The 25,053-nt window shown below is 43.1% G+C and carries 29 protein-coding genes; 13 read left to right on the plus strand and 16 right to left on the minus strand.

Going from position 1 to position 25,053, the window contains the following annotated elements; all coding sequences use genetic code 11:
* Positions 1 to 210: 210 nt before the first annotated feature.
* Entirely contained in the window at positions 211 to 771 is a 561-nt protein-coding gene (locus tag NI465_RS06170) for a lecithin retinol acyltransferase family protein (RefSeq protein WP_026055785.1), read from the plus strand.
* A gap of 82 nt (positions 772 to 853) precedes the next feature.
* Here the strand turns inward: NI465_RS06170 and NI465_RS06175 are convergent, their stop codons facing one another.
* Together NI465_RS06175 and NI465_RS06180 are read right to left on the minus strand one after the other, a co-directional pair.
* The gene (locus NI465_RS06175) at positions 854 to 1,765 is read right to left on the minus strand and encodes a bestrophin family protein (protein WP_253144649.1); all 912 of its coding nucleotides are present in this window, start codon (positions 1,763 to 1,765) and stop codon (positions 854 to 856) included.
* Positions 1,766 to 1,834: 69 nt separating this feature from the next.
* Complete coding sequence (locus NI465_RS06180; protein ID WP_213687197.1) at positions 1,835 to 3,562, minus strand: glutamine--tRNA ligase/YqeY domain fusion protein; 1,728 nt, start codon at positions 3,560 to 3,562, stop codon at positions 1,835 to 1,837.
* Between the two features lie 423 nt (positions 3,563 to 3,985).
* Here NI465_RS06180 and NI465_RS06185 point away from each other — a divergent pair, with 423 nt between their 5' ends.
* Together NI465_RS06185 and NI465_RS06190 are read left to right on the plus strand one after the other, a co-directional pair.
* Positions 3,986 to 4,495, plus strand: a complete 510-nt coding sequence (locus tag NI465_RS06185; protein WP_004279844.1) for a peptidylprolyl isomerase — start codon at positions 3,986 to 3,988, stop codon at positions 4,493 to 4,495.
* Between the two features lie 135 nt (positions 4,496 to 4,630).
* On the plus strand, positions 4,631 to 5,350 hold the full coding sequence (locus tag NI465_RS06190; protein WP_253144652.1) for a UDP-2,3-diacylglucosamine diphosphatase: 720 nt from the start codon (positions 4,631 to 4,633) through the stop codon (positions 5,348 to 5,350).
* A gap of 28 nt (positions 5,351 to 5,378) precedes the next feature.
* On the opposite strand, the gene NI465_RS06195 is transcribed toward NI465_RS06190, so the two are convergent.
* On the minus strand, positions 5,379 to 5,597 hold the full coding sequence (locus NI465_RS06195; protein ID WP_004279847.1) for a hypothetical protein: 219 nt from the start codon (positions 5,595 to 5,597) through the stop codon (positions 5,379 to 5,381).
* A gap of 681 nt (positions 5,598 to 6,278) precedes the next feature.
* Positions 6,279 to 7,073, minus strand: a complete 795-nt coding sequence (gene hpaI / locus NI465_RS06200) for a 4-hydroxy-2-oxoheptanedioate aldolase (RefSeq protein WP_004279848.1) — start codon at positions 7,071 to 7,073, stop codon at positions 6,279 to 6,281.
* Between the two features lie 243 nt (positions 7,074 to 7,316).
* Here hpaI and nfsB point away from each other — a divergent pair, with 243 nt between their 5' ends.
* Together nfsB and NI465_RS06210 are read left to right on the plus strand one after the other, a co-directional pair.
* Positions 7,317 to 7,970, plus strand: coding sequence for an oxygen-insensitive NAD(P)H nitroreductase (gene nfsB, locus NI465_RS06205; protein WP_253144654.1), 654 nt, complete (start codon positions 7,317 to 7,319; stop codon positions 7,968 to 7,970).
* Positions 7,971 to 8,076: 106 nt separating this feature from the next.
* The gene (locus NI465_RS06210) at positions 8,077 to 8,304 is read left to right on the plus strand and encodes a hypothetical protein (RefSeq protein WP_253144657.1); all 228 of its coding nucleotides are present in this window, start codon (positions 8,077 to 8,079) and stop codon (positions 8,302 to 8,304) included.
* On the opposite strand, the gene NI465_RS06215 is transcribed toward NI465_RS06210, so the two are convergent.
* The 4 genes from NI465_RS06215 to NI465_RS06230 form a co-directional block, all read right to left on the minus strand.
* Complete coding sequence (locus NI465_RS06215; protein ID WP_253144659.1) at positions 8,267 to 9,121, minus strand: EamA family transporter; 855 nt, start codon at positions 9,119 to 9,121, stop codon at positions 8,267 to 8,269. The two genes, NI465_RS06210 and NI465_RS06215, sit on opposite strands and share 38 nt — an antisense overlap.
* An 85-nt stretch (positions 9,122 to 9,206) precedes the next feature.
* Positions 9,207 to 10,244, minus strand: a complete 1,038-nt coding sequence (fba, locus tag NI465_RS06220; RefSeq protein WP_004279853.1) for a class II fructose-bisphosphate aldolase — start codon at positions 10,242 to 10,244, stop codon at positions 9,207 to 9,209.
* 119 nt (positions 10,245 to 10,363) lie between these two features.
* Positions 10,364 to 10,642 carry a hypothetical protein gene (locus tag NI465_RS06225; RefSeq protein WP_005107177.1) on the minus strand — a complete coding sequence of 93 codons (279 nt, stop codon included), beginning with the start codon at positions 10,640 to 10,642 and terminating at the stop codon, positions 10,364 to 10,366.
* Between the two features lie 154 nt (positions 10,643 to 10,796).
* Positions 10,797 to 11,984 (minus strand): phosphoglycerate kinase, encoded by a 1,188-nt coding sequence (locus NI465_RS06230; RefSeq protein WP_253144661.1) that lies wholly within the window; start codon positions 11,982 to 11,984, stop codon positions 10,797 to 10,799.
* Between the two features lie 139 nt (positions 11,985 to 12,123).
* Between NI465_RS06230 and NI465_RS06235 the strand changes: the two genes are divergently transcribed.
* The 3 genes from NI465_RS06235 to NI465_RS06245 are packed head-to-tail and all read left to right on the plus strand — an operon-like array spanning position 12,124 to position 14,298.
* Positions 12,124 to 12,507, plus strand: coding sequence for a DUF2237 family protein (locus tag NI465_RS06235; RefSeq protein WP_004279857.1), 384 nt, complete (start codon positions 12,124 to 12,126; stop codon positions 12,505 to 12,507).
* On the plus strand, positions 12,507 to 13,100 hold the full coding sequence (locus NI465_RS06240) for a Maf family protein (protein ID WP_004279859.1): 594 nt from the start codon (positions 12,507 to 12,509) through the stop codon (positions 13,098 to 13,100). Before NI465_RS06235 ends, NI465_RS06240 begins: the two co-directional genes overlap by 1 nt.
* Positions 13,101 to 13,128: 28 nt before the next feature.
* A complete protein-coding gene (locus NI465_RS06245) occupies positions 13,129 to 14,298 on the plus strand; it encodes a ribosomal protein uL16 3-hydroxylase (protein ID WP_004279861.1) in 1,170 nt (389 codons plus the stop codon).
* A gap of 85 nt (positions 14,299 to 14,383) precedes the next feature.
* Here NI465_RS06245 and NI465_RS06250 read toward each other — a convergent pair whose 3' ends face one another.
* The 5 genes from NI465_RS06250 to NI465_RS06270 all read right to left on the minus strand — a co-directional run bounded on the left by NI465_RS06250 (position 14,384) and on the right by NI465_RS06270 (position 19,299).
* Positions 14,384 to 16,306 carry an ATP-binding protein gene (locus NI465_RS06250; protein ID WP_253144663.1) on the minus strand — a complete coding sequence of 641 codons (1,923 nt, stop codon included), beginning with the start codon at positions 16,304 to 16,306 and terminating at the stop codon, positions 14,384 to 14,386.
* A complete protein-coding gene (locus NI465_RS06255; RefSeq protein WP_253144665.1) occupies positions 16,306 to 16,989 on the minus strand; it encodes a response regulator in 684 nt (227 codons plus the stop codon). Before NI465_RS06255 ends, NI465_RS06250 begins: the two co-directional genes overlap by 1 nt.
* A gap of 222 nt (positions 16,990 to 17,211) precedes the next feature.
* Positions 17,212 to 17,994: a glutathione S-transferase N-terminal domain-containing protein gene (locus NI465_RS06260; RefSeq protein WP_253144667.1), complete on the minus strand. Its 783-nt coding sequence runs from the start codon at positions 17,992 to 17,994 to the stop codon at positions 17,212 to 17,214.
* Positions 17,995 to 18,111: 117 nt separating this feature from the next.
* Entirely contained in the window at positions 18,112 to 18,621 is a 510-nt protein-coding gene (gene rraA, locus NI465_RS06265) for a ribonuclease E activity regulator RraA (protein ID WP_253144670.1), read from the minus strand.
* A 12-nt stretch (positions 18,622 to 18,633) separates the two neighbouring features.
* Complete coding sequence (locus NI465_RS06270) at positions 18,634 to 19,299, minus strand: NAD(P)H-binding protein (protein ID WP_253144673.1); 666 nt, start codon at positions 19,297 to 19,299, stop codon at positions 18,634 to 18,636.
* Between the two features lie 214 nt (positions 19,300 to 19,513).
* Between NI465_RS06270 and rpsT the strand changes: the two genes are divergently transcribed.
* Entirely contained in the window at positions 19,514 to 19,783 is a 270-nt protein-coding gene (gene rpsT / locus NI465_RS06275; protein ID WP_004279868.1) for a 30S ribosomal protein S20, read from the plus strand.
* A 137-nt stretch (positions 19,784 to 19,920) separates the two neighbouring features.
* Here rpsT and NI465_RS16710 read toward each other — a convergent pair whose 3' ends face one another.
* The 3 genes from NI465_RS16710 to NI465_RS06285 form a co-directional block, all read right to left on the minus strand.
* Positions 19,921 to 20,046, minus strand: coding sequence for a hypothetical protein (locus NI465_RS16710; RefSeq protein WP_004646731.1), 126 nt, complete (start codon positions 20,044 to 20,046; stop codon positions 19,921 to 19,923).
* 238 nt (positions 20,047 to 20,284) lie between these two features.
* Entirely contained in the window at positions 20,285 to 21,025 is a 741-nt protein-coding gene (locus tag NI465_RS06280) for a histidine phosphatase family protein (RefSeq protein ID WP_004279869.1), read from the minus strand.
* 62 nt (positions 21,026 to 21,087) lie between these two features.
* Positions 21,088 to 21,939, minus strand: coding sequence for a 3'(2'),5'-bisphosphate nucleotidase CysQ family protein (locus NI465_RS06285; RefSeq protein ID WP_253144676.1), 852 nt, complete (start codon positions 21,937 to 21,939; stop codon positions 21,088 to 21,090).
* Between the two features lie 13 nt (positions 21,940 to 21,952).
* Here NI465_RS06285 and NI465_RS06290 point away from each other — a divergent pair, with 13 nt between their 5' ends.
* The 4 genes from NI465_RS06290 to NI465_RS06305 all read left to right on the plus strand — a co-directional run bounded on the left by NI465_RS06290 (position 21,953) and on the right by NI465_RS06305 (position 24,970).
* Positions 21,953 to 22,639, plus strand: a complete 687-nt coding sequence (locus NI465_RS06290) for an HAD-IA family hydrolase (protein ID WP_253144679.1) — start codon at positions 21,953 to 21,955, stop codon at positions 22,637 to 22,639.
* A complete protein-coding gene (locus NI465_RS06295; protein WP_004646726.1) occupies positions 22,632 to 23,072 on the plus strand; it encodes an RNA-binding S4 domain-containing protein in 441 nt (146 codons plus the stop codon). The genes NI465_RS06290 and NI465_RS06295 overlap by 8 nt, the downstream gene beginning before the upstream one ends.
* 145 nt (positions 23,073 to 23,217) lie before the next feature.
* The gene (recA, locus tag NI465_RS06300; protein ID WP_004279873.1) at positions 23,218 to 24,261 is read left to right on the plus strand and encodes a recombinase RecA; all 1,044 of its coding nucleotides are present in this window, start codon (positions 23,218 to 23,220) and stop codon (positions 24,259 to 24,261) included.
* 91 nt (positions 24,262 to 24,352) lie between these two features.
* On the plus strand, positions 24,353 to 24,970 hold the full coding sequence (locus NI465_RS06305; protein ID WP_253144681.1) for a regulatory protein RecX: 618 nt from the start codon (positions 24,353 to 24,355) through the stop codon (positions 24,968 to 24,970).
* Positions 24,971 to 25,053 lie beyond the last annotated feature (83 nt).

Raw genomic sequence — 25,053 nt, forward strand, 5'->3', positions numbered from 1 at the left:
GATTTGAAGAAATGTTAAGGCTTGCTTAGGCTATTTAAAACCTTTACCAGAAGAATATGTTCTAAATTCTGCTTTCTTTAAATCCCTTTAAATTTGGCTTAATAACTCTTCAATTCTGATCTGAAACTCAGGCAAGGCATCGATTAATTTAGCAAAACACAGTACACTTCCTATTAAACGACAATGCTTTTTAAATGGCTTAATTCTGATATGCAACAGACTAAACGGTTTCCCATAGGCGCACACCTTATGGTTAAACATTTCGGTTATACCCATCATGGGATTTACGCCGGACGTGGTCGTGTCATTCATTATTCCGGCTTTGCGCATTTATTCAAGAAACGCCCCATTGAAATCACCTCGATTGAAAAATTCAGTCATGGCAAACCGATTCATATGCAGCATTATGACTCGGCAAAATATAAAGGTCGTAAAGTGGTGCGCCGCATGCGGTCCAGAATGCATGAAAATAACTATCATCTGATTATTAATAATTGCGAACATTTGTGTACCTGGGCCATTACCGGCGTAGAAAGCAGCCCGCAAGTGATTTATATGATGAATCGTCTGACCACGATTGGTTATATCAGCTCGATGATGAGTTTTATGAACAGCATGTTCCTGACCCTGACCACCACCAGTTTCGCATTGGCGCTGTACATCAAGAAGAAGCTCAGAGATAAAGCCAATCTGCGTTTGCAACAATACCGTGAATTGCAAGATCAGGCTAAAACTAAAGTGTCAGACCTGACCAATCTTAAACATCGTTAATTTAAAGCTCAGCCTGCCGATGATTTTTTATTAGCAAGAAATTTTAAGTTCGTGTTTACATTTTGATGATATCGATAAGGAATCAGGTTAAATAGCCTTTTCTGGCTTGAATCGCCTCAGGTAGTGCTTTACCTAAAGAGCTTAGGGTTTCCCGCTCTACTAGTCGTACAATTGAATCTAGCGGCAGATCGTTGTCCTGCAGGCCAAAAGGTTCTTCCAGCTCCGCACTGAGCTCATCCAGCCCGAGCAGCATATAAGCAATCAATCCGACCAGTATCGGCGTCCACAGGCCTAAATTCGCCTGCAAACTGAAAGGTAAGATAAAGCAAAAAGAATAAACCGCGCGATGCAACAGCACCGAATAAGAAAATGGTAATGGCGTTGACAAAATCCGGTCGCAACCGGCCTGAATATCTCCCAAAGCCACAGTATGCTGATTCAGGTTGTTATAAATAATATCGCTGATCTTGCTCTGTTTATATTGCTGCACCAGCTCTTTTTGCATCTGTTCCAGCACCCATTGTGAAGGATTGATTTGCATGGACAATTGCTCAAATGATTTAGGTTCAAAACCGGTAGTCGCCTGATAATCCTGAATACTGGGCGTTTGCTGTCTCAACCGGTCACGTAACAAATGGGTAAACAGCATCATGCGATACAGCAACATTTCACGGGTTTGATTATCTAGCACATGGCTGTCGCGGCATAAATGACGCGTGGTGGCAATCAGCGCGCCCCAAAGCTTACGACCTTCCCACCAGCGATCATAGCAGGCTGTATTTCTAAAACTTAAAAAAATCGAGAGAATCACACCAAAGATGGTAAAGCCAATTGCCGGGACAGCAGGAAGGCTCACGAAATGCGCCTGACTCAAATACACCAGCAAAGCGGAAATAAAAACCACCAAGATTAATGCGGGCAGCACCTTGGGCAGAATCGTTCCCTGCCAGGCAAACAGTAACCCCAAACTATTATTCTTATCACGCACAATCATGCAATTTTCCCTGCTGTATTGAAAAAGCCCAACCAGAGTTGGGCTTTTTACATTCTGACTTAAACCAGCTTATTTGCCTGGTTTAAAGCTGTCCTTAAGATCCAGAATACGGTTAAATACCGGTTTTTCGCTGGAATGATCATATTGATCTGCCACGAAATAACCTTCACGCTCAAACTGGAAACGATCCTCCGGCTGAGCTTGCGCTAATGCAGGCTCAATCACGGCCTGAACCACCTTCAATGATTCAGGGTTCAGGTTTGCCAAGAAGTCATCACCCACTTCTGGATCAGACTCCGTAAACAGACGGTCGTAAATACGCACTTCTGCAGGAACGCCTTTTGTCGCAGATACCCAGTGAATCACACCTTTGACCTTACGGCCTTCAGGATTTTTACCTAAAGTTTCAGGATCAATCGAACATTTCAGCTCAACCACTTCGCCATTTTCATCTTTAATGACTTCGTCGCATTTGATCACATAGGCATGACGTAAACGGACTTCACCACCTGGAATCAAACGTTTAAAGCCTTTTGGTGGCTCTTCTTCAAAGTCTTTACGGTCAATATACAGCTCAGTCGTCAATGGAATAACGCGCTCGCCCATATCGACATTCGGATGACGTGAATGGGTCAGGTCCATATCGGCTGGCAAGTTGGTTAAAGTCACTTTTAATGGATTTAACACCGCCATACCACGAGCTGCGGTATTTTCCAGAGACTGGCGAATACAGTATTCCAGCATGGCTACATCGACGATACTGCCATCAACCTTCGACACACCGACACGTTGACAGAAATCACGTAGACCTTCAGGTGTGAAACCACGACGACGCATACCCACTACAGTTGGCATACGTGGATCATCCCAACCATTTACATGACCACCTTCAACCAGCTTACGCAATTTGCGTTTTGAGGTGATGGTATAGTCCACATTCAAACGGCTCGATTCATACTGACGTGGCACGGATGGTGATTTAACTTTTGCCACCACCCAGTCATAGAACGGACGGTGATCCTGGAATTCCAAAGTACACAGTGAATGCGTAATGCCTTCAATCGCATCAGAAAGTGGATGCGCATAGTCATACATTGGATAAATTTTCCATTTATCGCCAGTCTGATGGTGTTCAGAATGCAGGATACGATACAGGATCGGATCACGCATATGCACGTTCGGTGACGTCATATCGATCTTGGCACGTAAAACGGCCTGACCTTCTGCATATTCACCGCTGCGCATTTTCTCAAAACGTTCCAGGTTTTCTGCAACCGTTGCATCGCGTTGTGGCGAGTTTTTACCTGGCTCAACGAAATTACCACGGTTTAAACGGATCTCTTCAGGGCTTTGCAAATCCACATAGGCATCGCCCTGCTCAATCAGCTGAACTGCCCAAGTATAAAGTTGATCGAAATAGCTTGATGCATAACGCGGCTCACCTTCCCACTGGAAACCCAGCCATTTCACGTCATTGGCAATACCATCCACATATTCCTGTTCTTCGGCATCCGGATTGGTATCATCAAAACGCAGGTTACACACACCTTTAAATTCTTCAGCAATTCCGAAGTTCAAGCAAATTGCTTTCACATGGCCAATATGTAAATAGCCATTCGGCTCAGGCGGAAAACGCGTCACCACCTGTTGAACGCGACCAGCAGCTAAATCATCGGTAATGACCTGACGTACAAAGTCCAAGCCTGGTTGTTGTTCTTGCTGCTGCACTGAATCGACTGCATTGTTCTTCTGGGTCGGGTTCTCGGGCAGAGATGTCACAACATCATTTGGCTTCATGATCAATCATTCACTTCTAAAGTTAAAAAGGGATTAACGAATATTTCATCGTACAAGTTGTACGTATATTCATTATCAAAGTTCCTTAGTTTAACTATAGGTGCTTAATCTCTCAACCGCTAACTACGGTATTTGATTTCAATTCACTCATTTTAAAAAGTGAAAATACAGCAAGCTGCCCAAAACTAAAATATCAACACTTTACGAAACTGGAAAATGATTCAATTCGTGCCTGTCCGAAATATAACGCCCTGTCTGGCTGCATTTGAAATGCCTTGATAAATCAACGTATAAATAAGGTATTATTTTTATGCTTTTAACAAAGAAAATAATGTTTTTACTTGCCTTGTCGAATGTAGTTTGCTTATGCTTCACTCATTCAGAAAAAACCATGGCACTCGTCCATGATCAGGAGATTACACAATGAGTTTTCCTCAAGTCGAATTAAACACCAATAAAGGTCGTATTGTTCTAGAACTCAATGCTGAAAAAGCACCTAAAACCGTAGCTAACTTTTTAGAATACGTACGTGACGGTTTTTATGACGGCGTAATTTTCCACCGTGTTATTGATGGTTTCATGATCCAAGGCGGCGGCATGGATGAAAACTTCAAAGAAAAAGCAACACGTGATGCAATCGAAAACGAAGCAGACAACGGCTTGACCAATGACGAAGGTACGATTGCAATGGCGCGTACTCAGGCACCGCACTCTGCTTCTGCTCAGTTCTTCATTAACGTGAAAAACAACTCATTCCTTAACCACTCTGGCAAAACTGCTCAAGGTTGGGGTTATGCGGTATTTGGTAAAGTGGTTGAAGGTATGGACGTTGTGAACGAAATCAAAAACGTACGTACTGGCAACCGTGGCTACCACGCTGACGTTCCTCTAGAAAATGTAGTAATCGAATCTGCAAAAATCATTTCTGAATAAGTTTAAATCCTCCCTGAGTAGCACTGCTACGCAAGTCCTTTAATAAAGGAGGGAATCACCTTTTATCAAAATAAGGTTTTCCTCCCTTTTTCAAAGGGAGGTCGGGAGGGATTAAATTAAACAAGGAAAAGATTCGTGATCTATCTGTTTATCTCAGATTTACATTTGTCACCTGATCACCCTCGACTTGTTCGGGGGTTTTTAGATTTATTAACTGAGTATCAAGATCAAAATACCCAACTGTATATTTTGGGTGACTGGTTCAATGCCTGGATTGGTGATGATTATACGTCTCCGTGGCTGGACGAGATTGTCACTGCATTAAAACAGTTTACTCAGGCTGGGAATCAAGTCTATTTTCAGGCCGGCAACCGGGATTTTGTCTTAGGAAGTAAATTTTTAGCTCGATTTGGCGGGCAGCTTCTTCCCGAAATCGATCAGCTAATCATTGCCGGAACACATTTTCGCCTGGAACATGGCGATGCCCTATGTACCGATGACGTCTCCTATCAGCGTTTTAAAAAGATTATTCGTCATCCCTGGCTACTTGGCTTCTTAAGAAAAACCCCTCTCTCATTTCGAACCAGACTAGCCAACCGCTTTCGTCAACAAAGCCATCAGGCACAACAGTTTAAAAGCTATGAAGTGATGGACGTCAACCCACATGCAGTTGAGCTGGAATTACAGGATGTAGATGTACTGATCCATGGTCATACGCATCGCGCAGCCATTCATCAGTTAGCCCAGAAAAGAAGAATTGTACTAGGCGACTGGAAAGAAGACAGTGCAGAGATTCTGGAAATTCAGGAAGATCAAAGTTTTGATACCCTGAAACTAAAAAAGTGGCGATATTAATCAGCCACTTTTTACGATATTGATCTGCTTAACACAGACGATAAAGCTGGTTTACCCCAGTATAGAAACTTTTACCATCGAGATTGAACTGAAATTCCTCACCCGTTGGCAATTGAATCATTTTACCGACCTCAACCCAGATAAAACCGTCCATTGTATTTTGCTTGCGCTTTAATGGAACCAGTTTCACGTTAATTTCATTGCCATCAGCGGCAGTGGCAATATGCCATTCATTGATTTTGATCAAAATATTTACTCACACGATATGAGCTTTTTGTGACTATATGGAGAGAGATTAATAACAACCTAGTTTACATAATAGTTCTATGGCTAGTAGATCTTATTTGAGTTCAAATACTTGAACTAAAAAGTACATCACAATCAGCTTAAAATAATAATAGAAGCAAGAACAGTACTTGCTTGAAGTGCAACCAGTGTAAGCTATTTATCCAGCAAAAGCAAAATTACATTGTAATGACAATAGAATGGGATTTTTAAGAACTTTTTTCATGCTTTGTTAATTATTAGGCTTTTGATTTTTATGATCTAAAATTCATTTTAACGTTACTTCATTTCCGTTGATAAACAGAACCTGTCTTTAAATACCTTAAAATCAATATTAGAGACATGAAACTCAGCCCGAGGTACAGCAAGTTCCACTCTCCCGTCTTTTGATAATTTAGGATCAAGAGAATAGCATTTAAGGCTACAAACAGTACGTGAATCATAAAAAAGGCTTGTTGCACTCGTCTAGTTTTTTGCTGACGTTGGTTCTCTAAGATGTTCTGCTGTTCTTGTAAAAATTTTTCTGCATCTTGAAGGTTCATTATGATTTTCTTATGGCTGAATGAATAGCTCATCTAAAGAATTTCCGGTTAAAAATAAACTAAAAATCTAAGCAAGCTATTCATTCAGAATCTCTTGTTGATTAATAACCGCTAGTCGGATTAATCACATTGATATCCTTTTTATATTTCCCCAATAGATCACGCAAGGAATTCATCAAAACACTGGTATCTACGCCCACTGCTACAAACTCAGTGCCAAGTTCGATATATTTTTGCGTCACTTCATGCTGGGTTGACAGAATTCCTGCAGCTTTGCCTGCAGAACGAATCCGCTGGATTGCATCAATTACAGCTTTTTGTACTTCAGGATGATTCGGATCACCTTGATAACCCATAGTGGCAGATAGATCAACGGCGCCAATAAACACGCCATCAATCCCGTCGATCTGAAGAATAGCATCCAGATTTTCAAGTCCTGTGACTGATTCAATCTGGATTAATAAACAGATTTCTTCATGTGCCGTCTGATAATAATTTGGAATGCTGTTCCAGCGGGTGGCACGTGCCAGTGCAGCACCAACGCCACGAATTCCTTCAGGCGGATAACGGACTGCCCTGACCATGAGTTCGGCCTGTTCCACGGTTTCTACCATCGGAATCAACAGCGTTTGTGCACCGATATCAAGGAGTTGCTTGATCAGTTGTACGCTGCCAATGGGTGGCCGCACTACGGCTTGCGAGGGATAAGCAGCAATACTTTGCAGTTGTGACAAGGTCGTTCTCAGATCACTGGGGGCATGCTCACCATCAATCAACAACCAGTCATAGCCTGCATTTGCCGCAATCTCGGTTCCATAGGCATCGGCCAGTCCAATCCATAAGCCGATTTGCTGCTGGGTTTTCAATTTGTGTTTAAAGTAATTGGTGACTTGCATCCGCTAACCTATTTGCATGTTGCCGGCGATATCTCTTATTAAACGCTTCTCGCTTAAAAGTGCCAATAGACAAAAACTGGGTTTTAATCTGATTTAACTCTAAGTTTTGCTTGAATCCAGCTCAAGATCATCTCAGAACAGGCTTTGCCTGATGCTTTTTTATTGTAATAATCGGGGGATGTGAAAAATGTATATATTTAAAACTTCTACTCGCTGTTTATTTAAAAAGATTGGAGCCCATTGATGGATTTACTCAAGATCACACAGACCCGCTATACCACTAAAGCCTATGATCCTAGCAAGAAAATCCCGGCAGAACAGTTCGAGCGTTTATTAGAAATTTTGCGTCTGGCACCCTCTTCAATCAATATTCAGCCTTGGCATTTTTTTATTGCCGATCATGATGCCGCCAAACAGCGCATTGCCAAAGCCTTAGTCGGTACTTATGCCTACAATGCACCCAAAGTTCTGGATTCATCCCATACCATTTTATTCTGCACCAAAGCCGATATTAATGAGCTACATCTGGAAAACTTATTGAACCGCGATGATCTCAGTGGCCGATTTAAAGATGAATCCGCCAAGGAAGGTCAGAAAAACACCCGTGCAGGTTATATTGATTATTATCGTAATGAAAAAGGTGATATTCAGCGTTGGGCTGAAAACCAGACCTTTATTGCACTCGGTCAAATGCTATTGGCTGCCGGAATTGAAGGGGTTGATGCCACACCAATTGGCGGTTTTGATGAAGAGATAATTAATGAAGAATTACAACTTGCAGAACAGGGCTTGATTCCCTCTGTACTGCTGACTTTAGGCTATCGCAGTGAAAATGATTTCAATGCCAAACTGCCTAAATCACGTCTTGCCGCTGAAGATATTTTCACCAAACTGTAAGGGATTTATGCTATAAAAGGGGTCAAGCGCCCCTTTCCATATCAATTCGGGCCTATTTTTTGCTTTATTTAATTTACATCTAATAGAATAACAATAGAGGTCATCTATGTCGCTCCTTACATCCAAATCCCTGAAATTTGAATGCCATCATTGCGATAAAATTTATCTCCAACACTATAAAGATCAACAGCATCGTTATCCGCACTGTCCAGACTGCCAACAGGCCGGTTTATTGCTTGGACTGGCCGAAGCAGGTGACCAGCTCCGACATCCGATTGAATTTGCATCTTCTTATGTCAAGCAGACATTGCATAAGCTAGGCAAATCACACTAGTCAAGCCTAACAACAGCCCTACAGCACTTGCAGGTTTGAGCCGCTCTTTAAAGAATACCAGACCTGCAATGACACCAAATACCACCACCAGAATATTCATGCCAGCAAAGACGATCGCAGGTGAATCCTTAAGCAGCATATGGGCTTTGACATACAAAGCAATATTGGCAAAATTCAGGAAACCCAATAACAGACCAGCGCCGATATTCTGCATCGAGCCCAAGCTTTTATATTTGATTAACAGATAGCCCATCGAAATGATCAGGGCGCAGACAAACATCAGATTCAGCGCCACGGCGAATTGCAAACCTAGACTGGTCGTGTATTTCAACAATACATCTATTAGCGCATAACCGACCCAGACCAAGCCCAGATACAACATTCCCTGACTGCCCTGTCCTGTACTTTGTCGATGTGAAAACAGGATGCACAACACTGCGCCAATACCTAAAGCGATCCCCAGTATTTTCAGCTGATTAAACTGTTCCTGAAAAATGAAATAGGCTGCAGCCAGTGACAAAACTACCGAGAGTCGCTGGGCAATTTCGGTTTTTAAAATTCCAGCCGTTTGCAAAGCCTTGGCCAGAAACAGAAATACGCTCGGAAGTAAAATGCCCAGAGCCAGAATAAGCAACCAAGGTGTCTGAGACATTGAAATATGCTGAATATCAGGCTTAAACCAGAAAAAACACAAGAGACTGGCTGTCATATAGTTCCAGCTAATCATGTATATCGGACTCAAGCCCTTATTTTTGGCGACTTTTAATAATATTGAGACCGCAACGCTGCATAGCGCTGCTGCGAAAATCAGTTCCATATGCTGCTCTTATTCTTGATATTTATGAGTCTACAAAAAAGCCCACATTTGCAGTGGGCTTTTTTTATAAATGATTCACTGGGAATTATTTATAGTGTGACACCATTTTCTCTAAAGAGATTGGGCGAATCTTGTCTGCATTGCCTGCAGTACCAAAAGCTTCGTAACGATCGATACAGATTTGCTTCATTGCATCTACAGTTGCGCTGAAGAATTTACGTGGATCGAATTCGCTTGGTTTTTCTGCCATCATACGACGCATTGCACCGGTAGATGCTAAACGCAAGTCAGTATCGATGTTAATCTTGCGCACGCCGTGTTTGATCGCTTCAACCAGCTGTTCAACCGGAACACCGTAAGTTTCCTTGATGTCGCCGCCATACTGGTTAATCACTGCCAACCATTCTTGTGGCACAGAGCTTGAACCGTGCATGACAAGATGCGTATTTGGAAGTGCTGCGTGAATTTCTTTAATGCGGTCAATCGCAAGAATATCACCTGTAGGTGGACGCGTGAACTTGTACGCACCGTGTGAAGTACCTACTGCAATTGCAAGCGCATCAACATTGGTATCAGCAACGAAGCTACGTGCTTCTTCAACTGAAGTGAGGAGTTGAGAATGATCCAGTACGCCTTCTGCGCCTACGCCATCTTCTTCACCCGCCATACCTGTTTCAAGGCTACCCAAACAACCGATTTCACCTTCAACAGATACGCCACACGCATGTGCCATTTGAACTGTACGACGAGTCACATCAACGTTATATTCATATGAAGTTGGTGTTTTACCGTCTTCACCGAGTGAACCGTCCATCATCACTGATGAAAAGCCTAACTGGATTGAACGTTGACAAATGTCAGGGCTGGTACCGTGGTCTTGATGCATTACCACTGGAATATGTGGCCATTCTTCAATTGCAGCCAAAATCAGGTGACGCAAGAACGGAGCGCCTGCATATTTACGCGCACCCGCAGATGCTTGTACGATAACAGGTGAATTGGTTGCATCTGCTGCAAGCATAATTGCACGCATTTGTTCTAAGTTGTTTACGTTAAATGCTGGTACGCCGTAAGCATGTTCGCCGGCGTGATCCAAGAGCTGGCGCAATGAAATAAGAGCCATAATATCCTCCCAGTGAATGCCACATATTCTACATGTTCAAAGGTTTCAATTCAGCAACAAATAACACTATTTAAAAAAAATCCCTGCATTTGCAGGGATTTTGTGTCACATCAACCGGATTAAGGTGCTACAGGCTCTGAAGTCGCAGCAACTGACTCGTCTGCAGTTGCTTCATCGGCTGGCGCATTGGCAACTTCAGCTGGAATATCAGTATTTTTTTCATCTAAAATTGGCTGGTCAATGGCATCAATGGCGGCTTGCTGTTCTGGAGTCACCGTCTGATCTGCCACTGCTGCCGAACTTTCTGCTTCAGCTTCTGGTGCGCTTTCCTGTTTTGCACACGCAGTCAATGCCAGAGATGCTGCTAATAATACTGCAATAGTTAACTGTTTCTTCATCACGTATTCTCGTCATTTGGTGATTTAATGACTGCATCTTATGACAGATTTATTGCATTTTAATGACGAAGCCATGAAGGGTAAATTTTCGCTGTCAAAAAAATGACATAAAAAAAGCTGGCACTGGGCCAGCTTTTTAGCTTAGGACATACAATTAAGCACGTTCTAGAAGTACTGCAACAGCAGGAAGGGTTTTACCTTCAACGAATTCAAGGAATGCACCGCCACCCGTCGAGATATAACCAATTTTGTCAGCCACTTCATATTTATCAATCGCAGCAAGTGTATCCCCACCGCCCGCAATCGAAAAACCTTCAGATTCAGCAATCGCTAAAGATAAAGTTTTAGTACCTTCACCGAATTGATCTACTTCAAATACGCCGACTGGGCCATTCCAAAGAATGGTTTTAGAGGTTTTCAGGATTTCTGCAAATGCTTTCGCAGTTTCCGGGCCTACATCCAGAATCATGTCGTTATCAGCAACATCTGCAACGTTTTTCACCGTTGCTTTTGCAGCAGCCAATGAACCCAGGAAGTCTTCAAAGTTAATTTCAGAGGCATCTGCCACGACAACATCAATTGGAAGTGGAACTGCTACTTTTGCAGCAATGGCTTTTGCCGTATCGATCAGATCCTTTTCACACAATGATTTGCCCACGTTATAACCGGCCGCAGCAAGGAACGTGTTGGCAATACCCCCACCAACGATCAATTGATCACAAATGTCAGAAAGTGAGGTTAAAACATCTAGCTTGGTAGAGACTTTAGAACCTGCAACAATCGCCACCATTGGCTTTTCAGGGGTTTGCAGTGCACGACCAAGCGCATCAAGTTCAGCTGCCAGTAAAGGACCTGCAGCTGCAACTTTAGCCAGACGCGCTACGCCTTCAGTAGATGCTTCTGCACGGTGTGCTGTACCAAAGGCATCCATCACGAATACATCACACAATGCTGCATATTTTGCTGCAAGTTCAGGATTGTTTTTCTTCTCGCCGACGTTAAAACGGCAATTTTCCAGTAGAACTACCTGACCTGGCTGAACATCAACGCCATCTAAATAGTCAGTAAACAGTTTCACTTCTTGGCCCAAAGCTTCAGTCAAGTAAGCCGCTACAGGAGCAAGTGACTGTTCAGCTTTAGGCTCACCTTCAACCGGACGACCCAAATGAGAATACACCATGACTGCAGCGCCTTTTTCTAGTGCTGCTTTAATCGTTGGCAATGCTGCACGAAGACGCGCATCGCTGGTGATCACACCATTTTTAACAGGAACGTTTAAATCTTCACGGATCAGAACACGTTTACCTGCTAAATCGAGGTCAGTCATACGCTGAAAGTTCATGTAGAGCTCACTTTATAGATATTAAAACCAGGCGATTTTAAATGATTATGCAGAAAAAGGTTAGCATCTTTTGCAGAAAACATTATGAATGCCAAAGTTTTGTTATGATAGAAAAAAGCCTCTTTTAGATTCAGTCCCTATGTCGATACATCCTGATCCAAATCTTAACCGTTTGAACGTGTTAGGTGAGCCTTTGTCCAGCTGTTGCTTCGATCCGATTACCGGATATTTCCGCAATGGCTTTTGCCATACTGCGACCACCGATCTGGGCCAGCATACGGTTTGCGCGCAAATGACCTCAGAATTTCTGAATTTTTCTCAAAAAGTCGGTAATGACCTGATTACGCCTTTGCCCGAACTGGATTTCCCGGGCCTGCAACCTGGCGATTTCTGGTGTATCTGCGTAACGCGCTGGGTCGAAGCCTATGAAGCGGGTCAAGCTCCACCGATCAAGCTACAAGCCTGTCACAAAGCTGTTCTGGCGTATGTACCGTTAAATATTCTTGAGGAATATGCTGTCTAATGAATTCTGCACAGATTATCTTGGCATCGTCCAGTCAAACCCGCAAAGCGCTGATGGATCGTCTGCATATTAATTATATTTCCATGGTACCGGATATTGATGAATCTCCTCGCGGGGAAAATCACGCAGATGATCTGGCACAACGACTGGCTTTTGAGAAAGCCAGATATATTGCTGAACAAAATCCAGAAGCGATTGTGATCGGCTCAGATCAGGTGGCATGGCGTGAAGGTGCGCCGGATATTTTTATTGGCAAACCGTTAACGACTGAAAAGGCCATTCGCCAGCTACAAGCCAACTCGGACAAGATTGTCTATTTTAGTACTGCGCTCAGTGTGCAGCAGCTATCGACCGGTTTTGAACAAAGTCTGGTTGAACACTATAAAGTCAAGTTCCGCAAACTGTCTCAGGTCGAAATCGAGCGTTATGTCGAAATTGAACAACCTTTGCATTGTGCAGGCAGTTTCAAATGTGAAAGCCTCGGTATCAGCTTGTTTGAAGAAATGATCGGACAAGATCAGACCACGCTGATGGGCATGCCAATGATCAAGCTCTGTCATATTCTTCGTGAATTAAAAATTTTGGTTCCTTAATCTCCCATTTAAATTCAGGCTGTAATCTATGTCTCAACCTTTAGACGTATTAGGCGGTATTACCGCTGAACAATTCCTTAGCGAATACTGGCAAAAGAAACCTTTACTGGTGCGTAATGCAATGCCTGAAATCGCCAGTTTGCTTGAACCCAATGATGTGATGGAACTTGCGCTTGAAGAACATGTCACTGCCCGTCTCATCAAGCAGAAAGATCGTGATCCGAATCAATGGAGCGTGAAATCTTCACCTTTGCTCAAAGCAGATTTCCAGAAAATGCCCAAGCTCTGGACGCTTTTGGTTCAGGCTGTAGATCACTATTCATTTGACCTGTCGGCACTTTGGAAAAAATTCCCATTTATTCCACAATGGCGTCGCGATGACATCATGGTGTCTTATGCACCGCAAGGCGGTTCAGTCGGCAAGCATTTCGATTTCTATGATGTGTTTCTGGTACAAGGCTATGGCCATCGTCGCTGGCAGCTTGGGCAAATGTGTGATACCGAAACTCCATTTGTTCCGGGTCAACCGCTTAAATTATTGCCTGAAATAGAAGTGAACTTTGATGAAGTGCTGGCACCTGGCGACTTGCTCTATGTGCCGCCTGGTCTGGCTCATTACGGCGTGGCTGAAGATGACTGCCTGACTTATTCATTCGGTTTCCGCATGCCAAATATCAGTGACATGATGGATCGTGTCGGGGATAAATTCTCTGAAAATGAAACGCTGCGTAACCCATTGCTGGATATCATCCGTGATCAAGTCGGTGCTATCGGTGAAGTGAGCAGCAATGAGCTGGAATATCTGAAAGAACACATCATGCAGCAACTGCATAATTCCAATGTTCTCGAAGATGCCATCATGAGCTTGATGTCCGAACCTAAATATCCTGAAAACCTGCCTGAAGCAGAAGAAATCGGTACAGGTGATCTGGAAGAAGCACTCGATCAGGGCTATAGCCTGATGCTCGAACCTGCGTCACGCCTGCTTTATACTGAAACGGACGGCGACGTTCTGTTCTGGGCAAATGGTGAGGGTGTGTGCATCTCTGAGACATTTACCGCAAAACTCAAACAGCTTGCAGATGGTGAAGCGCTGTTATTCGGTGAAGACTTCGCTGATGAAGAAATTCTGGAAGATGTTGCTGCATTATTAAATGAAGCCGTGTTGATGCTGGTTCCACCGCCAGAAGACGAGTAATCTTTCCACGGTTCTATTTAGGCAATAATTTTAAGAGGATCACATGATCCTCTTTTTTATTTTTAGAGTCTAGAATTCTAACTAATTAAGGCTGATACAGCTCTAATACAACACGAATCAGCGTATCTCCTTGTTCAGATTCAATCTGGAACAATCCTCCCATGCGCTCAACCCGCATTTTCATGCTGCGCATTCCAATACTCAGACCATTTTTTTGCACCATGTCAGCATCGAAACCGATGCCATTATCCTGAATGCTTAAAGTAAGCTGATGTGGCTGGGAATATTCCAGACTGACTTTTACCTGACTGGCCTGACTATGCTTAATGATATTGGTCAGACTTTCTTCGACTACTCGGATCAAGGTCAAACACTGTAATGCCGTCGGTTCACGCTGCCAGACTTTTGGAAATGACCATTCAACTACAATCCCCATTTCTTCCATCAGCTGGGTAAAACGATAACGTACCGGTGCGATCCAGAGTACCGGCGTTTGTGGGACTTTATTTTCAATAGATGAACCACTGTCAATGATTTGTCTGAGATCATCTCTGAGCAGTTTCAGCATGGAAAGAAACTGCTGTTTAGAAACTGTTTCGCTACTTTGATCCACCAGAATCATGGAACGCACAATAGACCCTCCCAACCCGTCATGCAGTTCATGTGACAGATTAATCCGCTCTTGCAGACGAACATTCGCCAGCTCCAGTTGATGTTTATCGTTCAGGCTTTTATTCAGGTCGGCACTGACCTGCTGGACTTTACGTTCTAACTGGGTATTGAATTTTTCGATTTTCCTGACATTGCGATTCAAGCGTGTGCCCATAATCAGCACCACAAACAGGGTAATAATCGGTGAGGTATAGGGCGATAAAGGGGAAAATTCATTGACCTTGGTTTGGTTCAACATGATCAGGTCGATGACTACACACAGCAAAATCCCCCAGAGACATAGCATCAGGAAGAGATATTCTCCATTTCGGGTTTTGATGGCCTGATAGCTGATATACACAGTACAACTGACAAAGAGCAATACATAGAAGATAAACACTCCACCCAATACCTGCTCCAGATAATCCAAGGGACTGATCATAACCAGTAAGCTAGACAGAACGCTGACCAGAATAAATCCTCGCTCCAACTGCTTAAATTTCTGTTTTACAAAGCGGATCAGATACAGACAGAAGCAATGGATATAGGCAACAAAAAAAAGCATGTTGGCTTTACTTGCCGAAATCGTGGAGTGAAATGGAAAATTTTCTGTAGTCAAGACATTGGAAATAAACAGAATCCACAACAGTGAACTGAGTGCCAGCCAGCCAAAAGTGGTTTCTGAACGCCGGAATAACCAGATAATGAAACAGATCAGCCCAATCGTGGCAGAGAAAATCATATTGATCTGGAATACGGTACGGCGATCCCAGATTTTTTCCAAATACTGCTGGCTATTCACCAACACATTATTAAACTGAATATTGCCCAGGCCCGCGCTTTGGAAACTGTAGCCATTTACATAAATCAGGATTTCATTACTGTCTTTACGCAAACCGCTAATCGGGAAAACCCAGTAACGCGGCATATTCCAGCTTTTCGACAAGGGCTCTTGCAAGTTCCGGTCAGACCAAAGCAAGTCACTATTCAGGAACACGGCACCTGCCGAATTAATATAATCAATAGAAAAGGCAACCGGTTCTGCAAGACGAATATTGTCCTGACATGACCAACGCCAGACAATCTTGTACCAGGCACCCCCATGATAATTCTTCCAGTTATTCTGCCAGTTATCCGGCAAACGTACGCTTTGCCAGCCCGATGTCGGCATCTCGGTAGGACCCTGAGCCTGAACCTTCTGAATATATTCGATCTTCACCTGACAAAGATCATTAATCTGAAAATGGTTTTGTGCCTGACTGATACTACAGAACAAGCAAAGCCAGCTGCACAGGACAAAAACACCGATCCATTTCAGTCGCTGCCGTTTGCTGCTTCTGGAACAGGCAGATGACATTACAGAATTCCCAGATGCCGTGCGGTACTGACCGCCTTGGTACGTTTACTGACCGAGAGTTTGCGGTAAATATGCTTGATATGACTTTCGACGGTATAGCGTGATACACAGAGCTGCTCGGCAATTTCACGATTACTCAGACCTTGCGCAACCAAGGACAGGATTTCCTGCTCCCGCTGTGTGAGCGTTTCCTGATCCGCAGCTGACCTGTTCTGCTCTACTGTTGCTGAAATGCTGAGAATAGAAATCTGTTTTAAAATTTCACGGGCAACAAAAGGATCAATCGGTGCACCGCCACGTAAAATACTGCGAATGGCCAAGGCGACTTCAACATCATCCCGTTCTTTCAGCACATAACCGGTTGCACCGGCCTGAATTGCGCTAAATAGGCTATCCTGGGTACTCCAGGCAGACACCACCAGAATCAACGCTTGTGCGTCCTGTTCACGGATTTTTTCAATAATTGAAATCCCATTCCCATCTGGTAACCCCAGATCCACCAAAGCCAGTGCAATCGGCTGTTGCTGAACTATGGAATATGCCTCTTTAACCGTATTGGCAAATAGCAAAACGTCTTCGTTATAACCTAGATTAGTTAATATAATTTTTAAACGGCGCTGAATGACATATTCATCTTCAACGATTAATACAGGTACTGGCAAGACTGCCTCTGGTGCTGTCATAAGCACGCCCCTTATATTTATTGTTATGTTCCGCTGAAGATTAAAATATAAACAATAAAGCTCTAAAAATCATGGTTTTTTTCATTTATTTATAAGATTTGGTTTTATGCGCATTAGAGATACATAATATCTCTCACACTAAACACAGATAAAAAAATGCCATCTGTTGATAAGATGGCAGTTCTAGATAGAAAATCTTTGAAGTTACACAAGCTTCCTACTTTAAGCAGTACCATATTGCTGTTTTAGATATTTCACAATCTCAGCCGATTCAAACATGCTCACCCCTGTATTTGGATCGACCAGATAAGGCAGCTGAATTGTATTTCCCATCATTTCAAACAACTGTTCACGTTTGCCACCCGCAAGCGGTTCATATTTCCCCGGCTTTAAACGTAACTTGGCTGGTCCATAATCCTGCCAACGTTCTTTGGCGACATTATGAAAAACAAAGGGAATTTCAAGCTCTGACAGAACACCACGTACCACCCGGACAAAAGGACTGGCTTCAAACCCCCATAATTCCAATAGCTGTTCCGGTGCCGGACGATCAAGCACCTGTTCATTGACCCAGACTCCGCGAGCGCCATTAATAATTGTTCCGGCAAAAGCAGCGACTGGAATTTTCGGATAAGTTGCATATTTCTTTGGCGTTTTGCCACTTTTGCCATAATGCTTGAATAGATGATGGATAATATCCTGCGACTCATACATCTGATCGCCTGTATTTTCATCTACTAAAAATGGAAAGCGGGTCTTGCCGCCCAACTGTTTTACGGCCGGACGATATTTCGTACCGCCCTTCGGGCATGGATAGACTTCATAATCCAGATTGAGTAAGGTCAGCACTTCACGCACTCGACGACAAAAAGGTGAACCTTCAAATTCATAGAGCTTGATTGATTTTTCAGGCTGATTCGGAAATGGCGTTCCAACCATGCCACGCCCTCCTTGGGCGATTGAAGAGGCTAAGGCTTGTGCAACCTTGATTTGATGACTCAACATAGTATTTTCCTATTTTTGTTTTATATGAATGAAAGACAGAATCTAGGCATCCTGTCTTTCAGGGTACAGATAAGTTTTGTTGTTATTCTTTCATGCAGAAATGCAGATTCCGGCCGATTAAGCCACTAAAGCTGTTTTAGACACCACAATACCATTATTGTCTGCATAGACATAATCGCCAGCATTAAACGTGACACCACCAAAGCAGAGAGAGATATCAACTTCACCCACACCCTTGCGATTACTCTTTTGTGGAATAGCCGCCAATGCATGCACCCCAAGATCAAGTTCAGCAATCGCATCGACATCACGGACGCAACCGTAAATAATTACGCCATTCCAGTGATTTTTGACTGCTGATTCTGCAATCAGGTCACCCATCAAGGCACAACGCATCGATGCACCGCCATCTACGACCAAGACCTTGCCTGTTCCATCTGTGGCCAATAATTCTTTGATCCGTGAGTTATCTTCAAAACATTTTACTGTCACAATCTGACCGCCAAAGGTTTTGCGCGCCCCATAACTCTTGAAAAATTTACCGTCCAGGCAAGGTGTCACTACCTGAAGCTCTAGTTCTGGATGATCATCTAACAAGTCACAGGTGACAAATGCTGCTGTAGACACGGTGTTTTCCCCTCATTTCATTTTTTGTATGCGTAAATTATCATAAATTTCAAATTTTACCGTCTGAGTTAGCGCGGCCTCGACCATAGTATGAGCCACCTGATCGGCTGTCACTGGCTTATAGGCAAAACTATCTGGAATAAAACGCGATACTTTGTGGTAAACCTGCTGCGCGATATCTTCCAAAAAACGCTGCTCTGGACGTTCACCAATGAGCAATGAAGGTCGAATCAAACTGATTCTGTCCAAGGACAATGTTTGTATATATTCTTCCAGTTCACCTTTGACCCGATTATAGTAAAAATGAGATTGTGGATCGGCACCCATTGCACTCAGCAACAGGTAATGCGCTGAAGTTTGTTGTAACAGTTCTGCAAAGTGAGCATTTATGGTATAGTCAATACTATAAAATGCCTGTTTGGATCCGGCCTTTTTCATGGTGCTGCCCAGGCAGCTAAAACCATGGCTATGCTTGCTGACATCCTGATCATTCAACATCAGGAAATCTTCCAGTACCAGTTGTTGAACTTTATCCAAAGCATCCAGATCATTTTGATGTTTTCTGACCACTGCAGTAATCTGCTGGCAAGTCGGCTCATCTTGCAAACGTTTTATCAGTTGTTTTCCCACCAAGCCGGTGGCACCTATCACGATGGGATGAGTCAGTGATTTAGTCATTTTTTATACGATCTCCTAGGTGGAATACTAATCTAACGTTTTCTTTAGAATTTTTCTGCATCTAAAATGTTGTCAAAGCATGTCAAGACTTGACTTCGGTGCTTAGTTTAATCAAAATATGGCACTTGTTTACGGGCTGGTGATAATTCCTCTGATGTTGGTTTTCAGTTGAGTTTCAGCCCGCCCAGACCAATCTATTTCAAGGAGTGCACGAGTGGCAAACTCTGCTCAAGCTAAAAAACGTGCTCGTCAAAACGTTAAAGCACGCAAACACAACGCAAGCTTGCGTTCTATGGTTCGTACCTATCTTAAACGTACATTAGCTGCTATCAGCACTAATGACTATGCTGTTGCTACTGAAGCGTACAAATCGCTTGTTCCAGTAATCGACCGTATGGCTGACAAAGGCATCATCCATAAAAACAAAGCAGCTCGTCATAAGAGCCGCTTGAACGCGCAAGTTAAAGCACTAGCTTCTAACTAATCGCAAATGAAAAAAGCCCTTTTTAGGGCTTTTTTTGTGCCTGAAATTTCAAGAAATCAGAAAAACAATCCGTTTAGATGCCCCTCATCCTGCCAATACGATGAGATAAAAAAATAAGTCGCACCTCCCTTTTTAGATTATTGATCTTTATCCATAGAGGATGGCGAAGTAGTCTTATCCTGTTTCGTATTATCAGTATCCCGTTTTTGGCATGCGGTTAAACCCAGAATCGCGATCAGGCTAAAAATTGTGATAACTTTCATAATTTTCCTCAAAATGAATATTTCTATATTTATTAAGCATAGATAATTTTTATACTTACATTATTGAATTTTCACCCTATAAATGTAAAAAGGTGCAGTTTAAAATTTATTTTTATCGTTTTAGACTGACTTTTATTGAATGGTCAATATGAAAGGCCACACCATCTTCATAATTCCTAACTCCCCAATAAAAAACTCAACTGCTGCGAACAATTGAGTTTTGAAAGAATATTTTCATTTAAGAAAGTTGGGAACGTTTAAAATCAGCAATATCCAATTCGTGTACCTGTCCGCGCCAGATCCATTTCAGTTTGGATTCCAGGAATACATCACCTTCAAACCAAACAAACAGACCTTCCATCATTTTTGGCCAGTCTTCCCGACTGACATCCTGACGCCCTGACATCACTGCAATCATCGCTGCCAGAATAGTGTCGTGGCTAACGGCCAAACTTAGCCCATATTTATTTTGTGGATGGGTGTTGTAAATCAGTTCTAGTACATCCACTACGCCATGAATCGGCTGTTTCATCCCCGGCAAGGCATTATTGACAAAACTGTTAATAAAACCGAGCGCACCTTGCTTGGCAAAATAAGGCCCTGCTTTTTGAATATCCAGCACAAAGCTGCCAGGCTCCACTAGAAGTCCCTGTTCAATAATTTCAATACGATGGGTATTCTGCTCAGGGGTAACCGCATCTGCCCCCTCAATCATCAATGCAGCGGTATCAATACAACGCTGGATCGGACTTGAAATACAGTGATGAATCACACGATCAGTTTGATCAGCTAGATAAGCACCCCATTCCTGCGCCAGATCCCGCCCCTGATTGGTCAGTTGCAGATCATAGCCTGCCAAACCCTGCCCCGGAACCTCCTCACGAATCGAATGCCGTGTGAATAAGGTGACAGGCGTTTGTACATCAGGCAATAAATCAATTGCACTCAACATACTCGGTGGAAGCAGTTTCAGGGACACGTTACAGCCAACTCTGGATTGGTAATAGGTTAAGCACCACTATAACACGCTCAGAATTTTGCTCAATGCTCGGCCTGCATGTCAGAAACCGCCTGCAATGCAATAATTTTCATATCATTATTCTTATAAGCAATGAATCCGCCATTCAGCAAAGTATCCCGATGATTATAAATAAATGGACGGCCTTCTAAATCGACCAGACCACCACCAATCCGTTCGAGCATACATTGACCAGCGCTGGTATCCCATTCCGAGGTCGGATGAAAACGTGGATAGATATCCACCTGATCTTCCAGCATCATGCAAAATTTATAAGCGCTGCCCGCTTTAAATTCAGTGTATTGCGTGAGCTTGGCCAGACTTTGCAAGTATTCGAGATATTTCGGTTTCTGCTGGCTACTTTGGCTCAATCCCACAGCAATCGTTTTAGTGGTTGAAAGCATTTCATAAGCAAACCATGTCATCTTTTGGATATCATATTTATAAGGCAAGCCCTGCTCAGGACAGAAATAAATCAGTTGCTGCTCAGGGACCGCTAATATGGCAAAAGTGGTCAAACTGCCTCTGACCAGACTCAAATTAATGGTAAATTCGGAGCGCTGGTGCAAAAACTCTTTGGTGCCATCCAACGGATCCAGTAACCAGAATTCTGACCATGAGCGACGTTCATGCTCCTGTCCTTCTTCAGACAGTAAAGGCAAGCTCGAAATCTCTGCCAAAGCTTGGGTCAGATAAGTATTGACCCGAAAATCTGCCTGAGTCACCGGAGAATTATCATTTTTTTTGATGACATCAAAAGCTGCACCAGAACAATAACGCTGATATTCTTCTCGCAAAATTTCACAGGCTTGTGTCAAAATGGGCACAAACTGCAAAATCATTGGATCTTGTGGTGCTGCTGTTGCTTTAAACATAGAAAACCTAAATATGTCAAAATGCTCTGAAAAACCTACCATAATTTTCGATATGGATGGCACTTTACTTGATCTTGCCTACGACGATTTCATCTGGAACGAGTTATTGCCTGTGCGTTATGCTGCCACACATGGCTGTAGCCTGGAACACAGCCAGGCGACACTCTATGCATTCTATCAGGAACATAATCATACCTTAAACTGGTACTCTTCACGCTTCTGGACGGCTAAAGTCGAAGTCGATGTTCTGGCGATGCAAATTGAACATAAAGATAAAGTCGCCTTGCGCCCTCATTGTCTCAAATTGCTCGATTATCTTAAAAATAATGGTTATCCAATCTGGCTGGCCACCAATGCTGACTGTGCGGGTCTAGCATTTAAACTGGATCATTTAAATTTAAGAGATTATTTCGATGTCATCGTCAGCTCAGAAACGATTGGGCATGCCAAAGAATTTATCGAATTCTGGCAAGGCCTGAATGCGTTGCATCCATTTGACCCTGCACATGCTTATTTTATTGATGATACCGAAAAAGTTCTGAATGGTGCCAAAGCCTATGGCATTCAGAACCTGTTCAGCATCCAGCAACCCTCTTCAGCCAAAGTAGCACGCCAGACTTGTAATTACCCGATGCTGCACCAATTAACAGATTTAATCACTCATTTAAATCAGGCTGAGGTAGAAAAAAAATATGCGTAAATCGTCTTTACCCGAAGATGCGGTAGGCATGCGTATAGACAAATGGCTGTGGGCAGCACGGTTTTTTAAAACCCGCTCGATTGCCAAACATGCGATTGAAGGTGGCAAAGTCCATCACAATGGTGAACGTGTCAAGGTATCGCGCGAAGTCCGTGTTGGTATGGAACTGACGATTCAGCAAGGCATCGACAAAAAAACCGTGCTGGTTAAGGAACTTTCTGATGTTCGTGGACCTGCACCCGTGGCACAAAAACTGTATGAAGAAACCGAAGTCAGTATTGCACGCCGGGAATTGATTACATCACAAAGAAAGTTGCATAATCTAGCTCGTCCCGACCATCGTCCAAGCAAGAAGGATCGTCGTGACATCAGTAGATTTAAAAATGAAAATAGTCAGAATTTCGATCAGTCATGGTCCTATAATGACGATTAAATTTAAGCGTCAGAATATGTCGTACATGCGCTGACTTTTATAGAACACTAGGGAAAATTCTGTCACTATACACCTGTGGAACAAAGCTCTAATTTAAGACATCCACTTGAGTACTAACTTAGTGACATCGTATTGAGGTTGTAAGATGGATGAGAATAAAAACAAGGCGCTCAACGCTGCCTTAAGCCAGATTGAAAAACAGTTTGGTAAAAATACAGTAATGCGTCTTGGTGACAATACCGTTCAGGCAGTTGAAGCCGTGTCTACAGGTTCTTTAACGCTGGATATCGCGCTCGGTATTGGTGGTTTACCAAAAGGTCGTATCGTCGAGATCTATGGTCCTGAATCTTCAGGTAAAACCACAATGACATTGCAAGCAATTGCAGAGTGTCAGAAAGCAGGCGGTACGTGTGCATTTATCGATGCGGAACACGCACTTGATCCTCAATATGCGCGCAAACTTGGCGTAGATATCGACAATCTGCTGGTATCGCAACCGGATCACGGTGAACAGGCACTTGAAATTGCAGACATGCTGGTACGTTCTGGCGCGATCGACATGATCGTTGTCGATTCTGTTGCTGCATTGACACCACGTGCCGAAATTGAAGGCGAAATGGGTGACTCGCATATGGGTCTGCAAGCCCGTTTGATGAGCCAGGCACTGCGTAAAATTACCGGTAATGCCAAACGCTCAAACTGTATGGTGATCTTCATTAACCAGATTCGTATGAAGATTGGCGTCATGTTTGGTAGCCCGGAAACCACAACCGGTGGTAATGCACTGAAATTCTATGCCTCTGTTCGCTTGGACATCCGTCGTATTGGCCAAGTGAAAGAAGGTGACGAGATTGTTGGTTCTGAAACCAAAGTCAAAGTCGTGAAAAACAAAATGGCGCCTCCGTTTAAAGAAGCTTTATTCCAGATTCTTTATGGCAAAGGTGTTAACCATCTAGGTGAATTGATCGACCTTGCTGTACAGCAAGAAATCGTGCAGAAAGCTGGTGCGTGGTATTCTTATCAAGGCGACAAAATTGGCCAGGGTAAGAACAACACCATCCGTTATCTGGAAGAGCATAAAGAAATGGCTCAGACGATTGAAAAACTGATTCGTGACCAGCTTCTGACTAAAGCAGTGGTTGTTGAAGAAGACGATAGCAAGGAAGAACCTGACTTTTTAGATGCATGATCTTATTAGATGCATCATCTTTAAACGTCAATACACAGCGCCCTCCGGGGCGTTTTGTTATTATATAGGGAATCTAAAATCCGAGAGAATCATGTCAGACGCGAAATTCAGCAAACTGCTCGATTATGAAACTTTAAAACAGCAATTTGGTGATACTGAAGATCAAGCTCAACCTGCAAAAAGTGCGATCCAAGACGCTCCTGAATTTAATCCTGAAGAACGTTTGTTTTCCTCTACCCCAACTCAGGATGAGAAGAACCCGGGACTGACAGGCTCACGCTTACGTTCTTATGCCTTTGCCGTACTGACGCGCAAGGAATATTCCAAAGCCGAACTGATCGAGAAATTAAGCCTTTATGCAGAGCATCGTGATGAAGTCATTACCTTAGTGGAAGAGTTGTCCCGTGAGAACTATCAAAGTGATCAGCGTGTGGCGGAAACCATGTTGTCGAGTCAAAAGCGTAAAGGCAAAGGTCCCAATCAAATTAAAATGAAACTCAAGAGCAAAAAGATTGATACTGCTCTGATTTCAGAAGAACTCAAAGAAACCGACTGGGTTCAACAAGCCTATGAACTAAAAGTCAAAAAATATGGGACTGAGGTCAGTGAAGACCTGAAGCTCAAAGCCAAACAGATCCGTTTTCTAATGTATCGTGGTTTTGAAATGGATGCGATTATCAAGGCGATTAACCGTAAAGCAGAAGATTAATTCTTATCTTCTTTGAAAGTCTTAATGCACGTATAAGTATATTGGTTATTTATCCAATATTAGCTGCAAAATAAAGTACGACA

Origin of the sequence: Acinetobacter lwoffii (assembly GCF_024129855.1) — a bacterium.
Lineage (GTDB): Bacteria > Pseudomonadota > Gammaproteobacteria > Pseudomonadales > Moraxellaceae > Acinetobacter > Acinetobacter lwoffii_L.